This is a genomic window from Xenorhabdus sp. PB61.4 (assembly GCF_963894935.1).
GTDB classification, from domain to species: Bacteria; Pseudomonadota; Gammaproteobacteria; order Enterobacterales; family Enterobacteriaceae; genus Xenorhabdus; species Xenorhabdus stockiae.
The window spans coordinates 26,781-38,970 of sequence record NZ_CAWQJR010000195.1; the positions used below are offsets into that span (position 1 = coordinate 26,781).

A 12,190-nucleotide genomic window follows, 5' to 3' on the forward strand; every position below is an offset into this window, starting at 1 on the left:
AATAAGCGCAAAAAACAGCAATAAAAGATGCATAATAAATACACTAATTATTTTAAAATTATTGACGTTAATACGCATCATTAAAGCATTTTACTCACTTAACCCACGGATTCTGCCAGAGAAAAATGTGTCAAAATAACAAAATAGGCAATGGGATATTGTTGGTTTATTACATCAGTACAGTGAAAAACTGGAAGATACATCACGTAATGTTTGAGATTTTTCTGATTTAATTATTCCTCTCATTACCGTTTTATTGTAGTTATCTAAAAATTATTAACTTATTTTAGAGCGAAAAACAGTAGAATTTGTTTATCCGGACAAAATTTATTCTCTTTCTAAAAAAGTTTGTGTAATAATTAGATAGCTACTTGAAGATTAACTTAATCTAGAGGGTATTGTGATGAATCGTACTAAAATTGTACTTGGCGCAGTAATTCTCGCTTCTACGATGTTAGCAGGTTGTACAAGCACGGCTAAAAAAGTTGACCAGCTTTCTTCTCAGGTTCTAACTTTGGGTTCCAAAGTTGACCAACTGAGCAACGAAGTTGGCTCAATGCGTTCTGATGTACAAACAGCTAAAGACGAAGCAGCTCGTGCTAACCAACGTCTTGACAACCAAGTTCGTTCCTACAAAAAATAAATTTGTAGCATTTTCAAGAATGGCGTACTTAATAAGTACGCCATTCTTTATGTATATCTTGGATTATCTACAGTTTAGGTCACGACTTTGTCTGATAGACTGGTGTGGGCTGATTCAACGGGGGTAGTTTAACAGGCTGAACGTTCAGAGTTTCGTCTTCACGCTCCTCCACTAACTGTGATATCTCTTTTTCCCTGTGGCTGGATGAAGCCCCCTTCTCATTTACCGCTACTGGTATTCCAGAACGACGAATAATTTCCTGATCGACCAAAACAACATTGGTTCCCTTATTTCCAATAAATTTTAATAACCCTTCCGTGCGCTTAATTGGCATGGTCTGAGGATCATCCGATTCTGTTTTTGACAAAGGCTGATGAACTTCAACATAGCGTTTTCCATCCGGCTCTACTGCATATTTGATCGGTTCATTAATAATCTGAACACGGGTTCCTCTTGGAACATTGTGGAAAAGCGCTTTAATGTCATCAGGACGTAAACGTATACAACCGGAGCTAACACGCATGCCAATACCAAAATTGGCATTAGTGCCATGTATCAGATATTCCCCACGCCCGGCTGACAGACGCAAAGCAAAATCACCCATTGGATTATCTGGCCCGGCAGGTATTACAGCAGGCAGGATAATCCCTCGACTCGCATAATCCTTACGAATATTTGTAGTAGGCGTCCATGTCGGATTTTTAATAAGCTGGCTGACTGAGGTTGTCATTGTTGGTGTATTGCGCCCAAGCTGCCCAATGCCGATTGGATACACAATGACACTATCTTTCCCTTTCGGATAATAATAGAGCCTCATTTCAGCCAGATTAATAACAATACCCTGACGGGGGGTATTGGGAAGCAACATCTGTGATGGGATGACCAGCTTGGTTCCGGGTTTAGGTAAATACGGATCAACACCAGGATTGGCTTCTAACATCGCCAACAGACCTATTTGGTATTTAGCGGCTATGGCTTCCAGTGGAAGTCCATCATTAGGTACGACATAGATGGAATTCTCACCAATCAGGCTACTGTTAGCAGGTGGTAGCGGATATTCCACCGCATAAGCCATATTCGCTATCCCGCAGAACGACAACATGCCGATCAAGAAAGTACTGATAAAAGTCAAAAATCGCTTCATACACACTTCCTCAATGATATTTGAATGCCAGTGGTTAATTAATAGCCTCACATAAGGCTATTTTACCCCCCTTTGCCACAATAAAAACTAAGCAAACTGCTTTTATATACCAAATATTAGGACAATATCGCTGTAGTCAAACGAGATGTGCAACATAATTGTTGCTGTCCGTTATAAATATCAATCTGCCAGACCTGATGAGAACGTCCAAGATGGATTGCTTTGCAGACTCCTCTAACTATACCATCACGCACGGCTTTAATATGATTTGCATTAATTTCTACACCGACAACTTTCTGTTCACCTTCAGAGCAAAGATAGCCAGCGAGTGAACCCAGTGATTCTGCCAACACCACAGATGCCCCACCATGCAAAATCCCGAATGGCTGTTTAGTTCGTTGATCAACCGGCATTGTGCCTTCAAGGAAATCATCACCAAGGCGGGTTATTTCTATTCCAACATATTCTAGCATGCAGTCATTTCTCAATTGATTTAGCATGCTGACATCTGCGCTACGTTTCCAAATTTGTTGTTTCTGAATCACTACACTATCTCCAATAAGGCTTGTAATGGGTGTTTAAGTACTTTTCCTTCTATGCGCTTTACCTGACTACGGCATGAATAACCGGTGCTGAGGCAATGCTCCAAAGCAAGGTTGCTCAATGCTGGCGCCCATGAAAGCCGGTAAATACCAAGCGAGTTTTCGAGATTCTTTTTTTCGTGACCATACGTTCCAGCCATACCACAGCACCCCACGTTGACGCTGTTTAAATTACCGCCAAAATGGTGGAAGATGTCACTCCACTGTTTACCGCTGTTAGGTAATGCTGTCACTTCTGTACAGTGACCAAACAGATACCAGTCATGATTAAGTGTTACATTGTCACGTTTTTCTGTTGGAATAATTTCTGGCAATATATTAACCAGCCATTCATGAACTAATTGGACATTAAAATTGCCTCTATGTTCACCGAGAATATCCCTGTATTCATCCCGATAACACAGAACTAAGGCTGGATCGACACCCACCATCGGAATATCCAATTGTGCCGCCCGATTCAGAAAATCAGCCGTTTTCCGGGCTGTCTTAGCAAACTTATTTAAGAAACCTTTGACGTGTTGCGCTTTTCCATTGGGAGAAAACGGTAACAACACTGGCTGATATCCCAGTTTCTCAACCAGTCGCACAAAATCAGTTACCACTTTTGCATCGTGGTAACTGGTGAAAGGATCCTGAACAATAAGTACATGCTGTTTACGCTGAGATGAAGATAAGGTTTCGAGCTGTTCCAGTGTCGTACCCACCGCATAGTGTCCTGCCAGCTGTTGCTGCAATGTCGGATAGGAAAGCTGAGGTAGATCAGCCATACCAATAGTATGCTGGCTGAGTTTTTGCACCCATGGCTGCCGCAGAAAGAAATTAAATACGCGGGGTGCTTTTGCCATTAATGGAGTACTGTCTTCAACGTTAGCGACGATGTGATCACGCAACGGACGTAGGTAACGGCTATGATACAAAGCCAGAAAACGGGAACGGAACGATGGCACATCAATTTTAATCGGGCATTGTGTCGAACAGGCCTTACAAGCCAGACAACCTGACATCGCTTCTTTTACTTCATGTGAAAAATCATACTCTCCCCGCCATGCCTGCCAACTATAACGTGTTTTTTCAATCAGACCGCGCAGGCTGGGGCGCGACTGGTCAAGCCCATGCTCCAGTAATTCAGGCTTAACCCCCTGTTCGGTCAAAAGCCGCAGCCATTCCCTGACAAGAGTAGCCCTGCCTTTGGGCGAATGGATCCGATGCTGGCTGATTTTCATTGAAGGACACATCGGGCTTTTAACATCAAAATTGAAACATAGGCCATTGCCATTACACTCCATTGCTCCACGGAATGTACTTCTGACATTAACGGGGATCGTTCTGTCAAAAGTGCCTCGCTTGGCCGCATCAACCTTCATCATGGGAGCATCAATGCCCATCGGTGGACAGATTTTTCCCGGATTCAGTCTGTTAAGCGGATCAAATGCGGCTTTAATCCGACGCAGTTCATCGTATAAGGTTTCACCAAAGAAAGCGGGGCTATATTCTGCCCGGAAGCCTTTTCCGTGTTCTCCCCATAACAATCCACCATATTTGGCCGTCAGATGAACTATTTCATCGGAAATCTGCTTCATTAGCATTTCCTGCTGAGGATCGCACATATCCAGTGCAGGCCGCACGTGTAAAACACCAGCATCCACATGGCCGAACATACCATAATTAAGCTGATGGTTATCTAAGAGCTGGCGAAATTCAGCTATATAATCAGCAAGGTGCTGAGGAGGAACACACGTGTCTTCCACAAATGGAATGGGTTTGGCTGCACCTTTACTATTACCGAGTAAACCAACAGATTTTTTCCGCATCGCATAAATGCGTTCAATATCATCTAAATGGTGGCAGGTCTGGTAACCGATTATCCCGGCCTGATTGTTCGCCATCAGTTCATCAAGGCGCTGGCAGAGCGTACTAACCTGTTGATCAATTTGCTGTTCATCATTGCCACTGAATTCAACAATATTCAGCCCTTGCATATCCTTATCAGGCACATCGGTGATCAACTCTTTTACTGAGTGCCAGATGATATCTTCCCGTGCAAGGTTGAGAACTTTAGAATCCACGGTTTCAACAGAAAGTGCCTTAGCTTCAACCATAAATGGAGCATTACGCAGGGCTGAATCAAAAGAATCATATTTTACATTTACAAGCCGCCTGACTTTTGGCAAAGGCGTAATATCCAGCGTTGCTTCAGTAATAAAAGCCAGGGTGCCTTCAGAACCGGTTAAGATGCGTGTCAGGTCAAAAGATTGCAAATCATCGCTATAGACATGGCGTAAATCATACCCCGTCAAAAACCGATTAAGTTTTGGGAACTTTTCAATAATTAATTCCCGTTGTTCACGACAGCGTTCGAGTACGGTTTTATAGATATGCCCGACGGTTGAATTTTCTTTCGCAATCGATTCCGCCAATGTTGTATTCATTGGGCGGGTATCAAACATTTCCCCACCCAGTAAAACAGCCCGGACACCAAGTACATGATCTGACGTTTTTCCATACACCAGCGAACCCTGACCGGATGCATCGGTATTGATCATCCCACCCAGTGTGGCACGGTTACTGGTTGATAATTCAGGAGAAAAGAAATAGCCGAAAGGCTTTAGATATTGATTGAGCTGATCTTTGATAACTCCGGCTTCAACTTTAACCCACCCTTGCTCCGGGTTAATTTCCAGAATTCTTTTCATATAACGGGACATATCCACAACAATGCCATTGTTGAGTGCCTGCCCATTCGTACCCGTTCCGCCTCCCCGGGGGGTAAATGTCAGAGAATGGAAGCGTTCTTCTCCCGCAACTCTTGCCAACAGTGCAACATCAGCAGTTGAGCGGGGAAAGATAACCGCTTGTGGTAGCAACTGATAAATACTATTATCTGTCGCCATAGTGAGTCGATCAGCGTAATTACTGGCAGTATCGCCTGTAAAACCGGCTTCCTTCAGTACAGTCAAATATTCCTTTACCAGTTCACTGACTCGGGGGGCTTGTGGTATACGTGGGATCATTGGCTCATTGCCCCTTTTCTAATAATTGTCCACATTGCTATAGTTATATACTACCTTCATTGTTGAGTTCAGACAGGGATCTGAACAGGCAGGCTTTTAACAATATCACAATATTTGCCAGTTTTGAGCAACATGTGAAATAACGTTATATTTATTTACCATTGTGGATCCCGACAGTATTTTTAATCGCCGAGAGAAATCATTTCATGGAAAAATCGCAACCACATCAGGATTTACCCAAACTGCTATTTGTACTGTTCTTCATTTTATTGCTCATTACAACCAGCTTTTGGGTTTTAAGTCCATTTGTTTTAGGGTTCATCTGGTCAGGAATGGTGGTTATCGCAACTTGGCCGCTAATGGAAAAAATACAGCGACGTTTATGGGGAAAACGTTGGATAGCAGTTTCCATTATGACGTTACTGCTCATTTTATTATTTGTTATTCCGATTGCATTATTGGTCAGCAACCTGCTGGAAAACAGCGCACCACTCATTGAATGGGCAAAATCTCCATCCAATATGCACCTACCTCAATTGGAATGGCTAAATAAAATTCCGGTCGTCGGTCAGGATTTATATATTAAATGGCAGAACATCATCTCTGAGGGCAGTAATATGCTTATGGCTAAAATTCCGCCTTATATCGGAAAAGCAGCCACATGGTTTTTTGCTCAGGCTGCCAATGCCGGCCGGTTTTTATTCCATCTGACCTTAATGGTGCTGTTCAGTGTTCTACTTTACTGGAAAGGTGAACACGTGATGCAGGGAATTCGCCATTTCGCTATCCGACTGGCAGGTAAACGGGGCGATGCGGTTGTTATACTGGCTGCCCGTTCTATCCGCGCCGTTGCCCTTGGTGTAGTTGTAACTGCCCTTGTGCAGGCCATCGCAGGCGGCATTGGGTTAGCAATTGCAGGTATTCCCTATGCTATGGTTCTGACTGTTCTGATGTTTGTACTCTGCGTTGCACAGTTAGGGCCTCTGTTAGTTCTTATTCCGTCTATTATCTGGCTTTACTGGACAGGCGAAACAACTCTGGGAACAATTTTAGTGGTCTGGAGTTTAATTCTGGTCACTATGGATGGTGTTCTTCGGCCTTTCCTTATTCGTCTGGGTGCCGATTTACCTATGGTTTTAATTCTTACTGGCGTCATTGGCGGCATACTTTCGCTGGGCGTAATTGGTTTATTTATCGGGCCGGTTGTACTGGCTGTTTCTTACAGCCTATTGCTGGCATGGATGGATGAAGTGCCCAAACCCGAAATTAAATAGAAGTCACTAAGCTGTATTTCAAAAAAGCTCATATGTAATGATAAAACACAAAGCGCGGAGAATTATTTTTCCGCGCAATTATCATTAAAGTAAATGTATTATCTAGTGCCTATAAAAAACACACATTCATTCCACCAGTAAATAATTTCAAAAAACTTGTTATGAGAAAGTTGCTTTTTAAATTTGTTTTTCCAATTCTGATTTATTAAGAGAATTCTTAATGAATAAACTGATTTATTAAATTAGTATTCATTTCATCGAAACTATGTTTCCCATGAATAGCAGTCTTAGTTTGTAAACGCCACAAACTGAGATGTGTGAAGTAATATATATTGCTGTGTGTAGTCTTTGCCTGTCAGCCCATGATAGGCTTTTTTTTTGGAAAAAAATTCCCGTTGGAATTATATAAAATACCACTCGCATTAAAAAAGATCGTGTTATAAAGAAAAAAGCCTGAAAATATTTTTAACAGGCTTTTTAATTCATGTCTGAATTAGATGGTTATTAATTATTTCCTGCTAAAGAAACCCAGGTTTTCACCACTGTATCAGGGTTTAATGATAAGCTGTCAATTCCTTCTTTCATTAACCACTCGGCAAAATCCTCGTGATCTGAAGGTCCCTGACCGCAAATACCAACATATTTCCCCTGACGCTTGGCCGCCTGAATAGCCATAGAAAGTAATTGTTTCACCGCATCATTACGCTCATCGAATAATTCGGAGACAACACCTGAATCACGATCCAAGCCTAATGCCAATTGAGTCATATCATTTGAGCCGATAGAGAAACCATCAAAATGCTCGAGAAATTGTTCTGCTAATAACGCATTTGATGGAATTTCACACATCATAATGACTTTCAGCCCATTTTCACCACGTTTCAAGCCTTGTGATGCCAACTCTGATACAACGGCTTCTGCCTGCGCCACTGTGCGTACAAACGGGATCATGACTTCAATATTTGTTAATCCCATAACATTACGTACCCGTTTGACTGCTTCACATTCCAGCGCAAAACACTGGCGGAAACTATCAGAGACATAACGACCGGCACCACGGAAACCAAGCATCGGGTTTTCTTCATGCGGTTCGTAGAACTCTCCACCCACCAGATTCGCGTATTCATTTGATTTGAAATCAGACAAACGTACAATGACGCGTTTAGGCCAGAATGCAGCGGCCAGCGTGGCAATACCTTCAGTCAGGCGTCCGACATAAAATTCAACAGGATCATCATAACCTGTCATTAAAGATTTAATCTGTGCCTGTAATTCAGGAGATTGCTCAGAAAACTCAAGCAGTGCGCGGGGATGAACGCCAATCATGCGGTTTATAATGAATTCCAGACGCGCCAGCCCCACACCTTCATTCGGCAGGCAGGCAAAATCAAATGCACGATCCGGATTACCAACATTCATCATGATCTTAACATCCAATTCTGGCAGCTCATCAACCTGCGAACTTTGGATGCTGAAATCCAGTTTATTCCGATAAACAAAACCCGTATCCCCTTCTGCGCAGGAGACCGTGACCAGTTCGCCTTCTTGCAGGCGTTCTGTTGCATCGCCACAACCCACAACAGCAGGAATACCCAGTTCACGGGCAATGATAGCAGCATGGCAGGTACGCCCCCCACGATTAGTCACAATCGCAGCTGCTTTTTTCATGATTGGCTCCCAATCCGGGTCAGTCATGTCTGTCACCAGTACATCGCCAACCTGAATACGATCCATCTCACTGAGATTATGAATAACCTTAACTGTACCAATACCAATTTTGTGCCCGATTGCACGGCCTTCCACCAGCACACTGCCCTGTTCATTAAGCTGATAGCGTTCCATCACTTGCTGATTAGAACGGACTGTTTCAGGGCGCGCCTGTACAATATACAGTCGGCCATTATGCCCGTCTTTCGCCCATTCAATATCCATCGGGCGACCATAATGTTTTTCAATCAGTAGGGCCTGCTTTGCCAATTCTTCGACTTCATTATCGGCAAGAGAAAAGCGGTTACGCAATGCTTCAGAAACATCTTCTGTCCGAACCTGCTGACCGTGTTCTTTGCTGTCTGCATAGACCATACGTATTTTTTTGGAGCCCAGATTACGTCGAACTATTGCTGGGCGATTATTTTTCAATGTAGGTTTATGAACATAAAATTCATCAGGATTTACTGCGCCCTGCACAACCATCTCACCTAATCCATAGGCAGATGTAATAAATACAACCTGATCAAAACCGGATTCAGTATCAATCGTAAACATGACACCGGATGATGCCAAATCAGAGCGTACCATCCGCTGTACACCCGCTGACAGCGCCACACCACGGTGGTCATAGCCCTGATGGACACGATAGGAAATAGCACGATCATTAAAGAGAGATGCGAAGACATGTTTAATGGCAACCATCACCGCATCAATACCCTGTACATTCAGGAAAGTTTCCTGCTGCCCGGCAAAAGAGGCATCCGGCATGTCTTCAGCCGTTGCGGAGGAACGAACAGCGAAAGAGGCATCAGGCTCACCTTCAGACAGTTGCAAGTAAGCTTCCCGGATATCTTTTTCCAGTTGTGCTGTAAATGGCGTATCAATCACCCACTGACGGATCTGTGCACCAGCCTTAGCTAATTGATTGACATCATCAACATCTATTTCATCCAATAATTGATAAATACGCTGATTAACACCACTTTGTTCCAAAAAATCATTAAATGCCTGTGCTGTTGTAGCAAAACCATTGGGAACAGAGACACCAAGGTCGGCCAGATTGGTGATCATCTCACCAAGCGAGGCGTTTTTACCACCGACCCGATTAACATCATTCATGCCTAGTTGGTTATACCAAAGTACATTACATGGGGTGAGGCCATTATTGGACATTGAAACTATCCTTTTTACATTCGGAGGTACAAATCGGAAAATTAGTGCTGCTCTTTACAGCAGGAAATAGCCTAGCACAATGTATTGCTATATATGGAAAGGTGAATCGATCAACCCAGCAATATTATTTTTTTACAGGTATAATCCAAAACACTATCTGTAGTTGTTATTTGCAATAAAAACGATTCAGCTAATATTTTAATATATTCACCTACCCACTAATAAAAGAAAATACAATGATAGAGATCCCATTTCCGCAGAATCAGGAAAATGAGCCACTAGAGCGTAGTGTCTTTTTCATCTCCGACGGTACAGCAATTACAGCAGAAGTCCTCGGCCATGCTGTATTATCTCAATTCCCGATTACGATGACGTCTTATACTTTACCCTTCGTCACCAGCAAAATAAGAGCCGAAGAAATCAGAAACCAAATAAATAATCTTTATCAGGCCACAAATATCAGACCACTGGTTTTTTATTCCATAATTTCCAGCGAGGTTAAAAATATCATTACCAGCAGTGACGGCTTTTGTCTGGATATCGTCCAGACTCTCGTCGCACCGTTGCAGCAGGAAATCGGGCTGGAACCAAAACCAGAGTTACACCGTACACATGGTTTATCCAAAAAAAACCTGAGTCAGTATGATGCCCGCATTGCAGCCATTGATTATGCTCTGGCACACGATGATGGCATTTCACTGCGTAACCTCGATCAGGCACAGGTGATTATTCTGGGCGTTTCACGCTGTGGGAAAACCCCCACCAGCCTTTACCTTGCTATGCAGTTTGGTATTCAGGCAGCAAATTACCCTTTCACTGCTGATGATATGGATAACCTACAATTGCCAGCTGACCTTAAACCGTTTCAGCACAAATTATTCGGCCTGACGATAAACCCCGAGAGGCTAGCGGCCATCCGTGAGGAACGCAGAGAAAACAGCCGTTATGCTTCATTACGACAATGTCGTATCGAACTTGCTGAAGTGGAAGCCCTATTTCGTAAAAATAAGATTAATTACTTAAATACCACCAATTATTCTGTCGAAGAGATTTCAGCCAAGATTATTGACAGTATGGGACTGAAACGGCGTATGTTCTGACCCAAAGAATCAGCATAATTCAGGTATCATTAAAATTTCATACACCAGCGTTTCGCTTAAATTGATATTAATGTTTTGTTGAATTTATCGGAGGCTGAGTTATTGTAATTTCCATCACGCCAGACTGCGCCTCAAAATGAAGTAGAATTCGAGAAAGTATATGTACAAAACAGATGAGCTACGAACCCGCCCTATTGATAAGCTGATAACACCTAAAACCCTTTCTGAGCAGTATCCGATATCAGAAAAAATACGCCAGAATGTGACGCTGTCACGAAAACGAATTGAAGCTATCCTTACCGGTAAAGATCAACGTTTACTGGTTATTATCGGTCCCTGTTCTATTCACGATACCGATGCTGCCCTTGATTATGCGTCACGCCTACAAGTATTGCGTGAAAAATATCAGCATAGTCTGGAAATCGTCATGAGAACCTACTTCGAGAAACCGCGGACTGTTATCGGCTGGAAAGGATTAATTTCAGACCCTATGCTGGACGGTTCCTGTCAGGTCAATAAAGGGATCTCACTTGCACGTAATTTATTAATTAATATCAATGAATTGGGAATGCCTACTGCGACAGAATTTCTGGATATGGTGACCGGGCAGTATATTGCGGATTTAATTAGCTGGGGCGCAATTGGTGCAAGAACAACTGAAAGCCAAATCCATCGGGAAATGGCTTCTGCCCTCTCGTGTCCTGTCGGATTTAAAAACGGTACTGACGGCAATACCCACATTGCGATTGATGCAATACGTGCAGCAAGTGCCAGACATACGTTCCTGTCACCGGATAAAGACGGGCAGATGACAATTTACCAAACCAGTGGCAATCCCTACGGGCACGTTATCATGCGGGGCGGAAAAAAACCTAATTACTACGCTGAAGATATTACTGCAACCTGTCAGAAACTGCGTGAATTCCGCTTACCGGAAAGACTGATCATTGATTGCAGCCACAGTAACTGCCAGAAAATCCACCGTCGGCAACTGGATGTCGCCAGAGATATCAGCCAGCAGCTTAATTCTGGTTCAACAGCCATCGCTGGTGTTATGGCGGAAAGTTTTTTAGTTGAAGGCTCCCAAAAAATCATGTTGGGAGAACCTCTGACCTATGGACAATCAATTACTGACCCATGTCTTAGCTGGCAGGATACAGAAGAATTCCTTCATATACTGGGCGAAGCAGCTAAAAAACGTTGTTAAATACCTCTTCTTTAGTATCTATTTTTGGCTTCTGTGCATAATGGAAGCCATATCCTGTTAAAAAGCCTTTAGATTACCCATTCTTCCTTATATAAAAAAATAGCTTGAAGTTAATCATCATAGAAACGATAATTATTCTCAATATTAGAATAATTATTGTTCATATTGGCTATGAAAATACTAACTGACTACCCGTACTACCACATTACCCCTTTGCAACAGCAGATCCTTTTGACATTACATCGTGGTTCAACCTTAAACAAAATCTTATTTTGACTTAATCATAATCCTGCAAAGAAGGCATATTCATGTCATGGGATTAAAAC

Annotated in this window: 8 protein-coding genes; 4 read left to right on the forward strand and 4 right to left on the reverse strand. The window is 42.7% G+C overall.

Going from position 1 to position 12,190, the window contains the following annotated elements; translation table 11 throughout:
- Positions 1-403 precede the first annotated feature (403 nt).
- Positions 404-643, forward strand: coding sequence for a major outer membrane lipoprotein (locus AACX68_RS16735; RefSeq protein WP_099108162.1), 240 nt, complete (start codon positions 404-406; stop codon positions 641-643).
- Positions 644-722: 79 nt separating this feature from the next.
- Here AACX68_RS16735 and AACX68_RS16740 read toward each other — a convergent pair whose 3' ends face one another.
- The 3 genes from AACX68_RS16740 to ydiJ form a co-directional block, all read right to left on the reverse strand.
- Entirely contained in the window at positions 723-1,787 is a 1,065-nt protein-coding gene (locus AACX68_RS16740; RefSeq protein WP_228858129.1) for a L,D-transpeptidase family protein, read from the reverse strand.
- A gap of 116 nt (positions 1,788-1,903) precedes the next feature.
- A complete protein-coding gene (locus AACX68_RS16745) occupies positions 1,904-2,260 on the reverse strand; it encodes a hotdog fold thioesterase (RefSeq protein WP_228858130.1) in 357 nt (118 codons plus the stop codon).
- A gap of 71 nt (positions 2,261-2,331) precedes the next feature.
- Complete coding sequence (ydiJ, locus tag AACX68_RS16750) at positions 2,332-5,400, reverse strand: D-2-hydroxyglutarate dehydrogenase YdiJ (protein WP_228858131.1); 3,069 nt, start codon at positions 5,398-5,400, stop codon at positions 2,332-2,334.
- A gap of 206 nt (positions 5,401-5,606) precedes the next feature.
- On the opposite strand from ydiJ, the gene ydiK reads away from it, so the two are divergent.
- Positions 5,607-6,674: an AI-2E family transporter YdiK gene (gene ydiK / locus AACX68_RS16755; RefSeq protein ID WP_228858132.1), complete on the forward strand. Its 1,068-nt coding sequence runs from the start codon at positions 5,607-5,609 to the stop codon at positions 6,672-6,674.
- A gap of 504 nt (positions 6,675-7,178) precedes the next feature.
- Here ydiK and ppsA read toward each other — a convergent pair.
- Positions 7,179-9,557, reverse strand: coding sequence for a phosphoenolpyruvate synthase (gene ppsA / locus AACX68_RS16760; RefSeq protein WP_228858133.1), 2,379 nt, complete (start codon positions 9,555-9,557; stop codon positions 7,179-7,181).
- Between the two features lie 236 nt (positions 9,558-9,793).
- Here ppsA and ppsR point away from each other — a divergent pair, with 236 nt between their 5' ends.
- Together ppsR and AACX68_RS16770 are read left to right on the forward strand one after the other, a co-directional pair.
- Positions 9,794-10,657 (forward strand): posphoenolpyruvate synthetase regulatory kinase/phosphorylase PpsR, encoded by an 864-nt coding sequence (ppsR, locus tag AACX68_RS16765; protein WP_099124112.1) that lies wholly within the window; start codon positions 9,794-9,796, stop codon positions 10,655-10,657.
- A 160-nt stretch (positions 10,658-10,817) separates the two neighbouring features.
- The gene (locus AACX68_RS16770; protein ID WP_228858134.1) at positions 10,818-11,864 is read left to right on the forward strand and encodes a 3-deoxy-7-phosphoheptulonate synthase; all 1,047 of its coding nucleotides are present in this window, start codon (positions 10,818-10,820) and stop codon (positions 11,862-11,864) included.
- Positions 11,865-12,190: the final 326 nt, after the last annotated feature.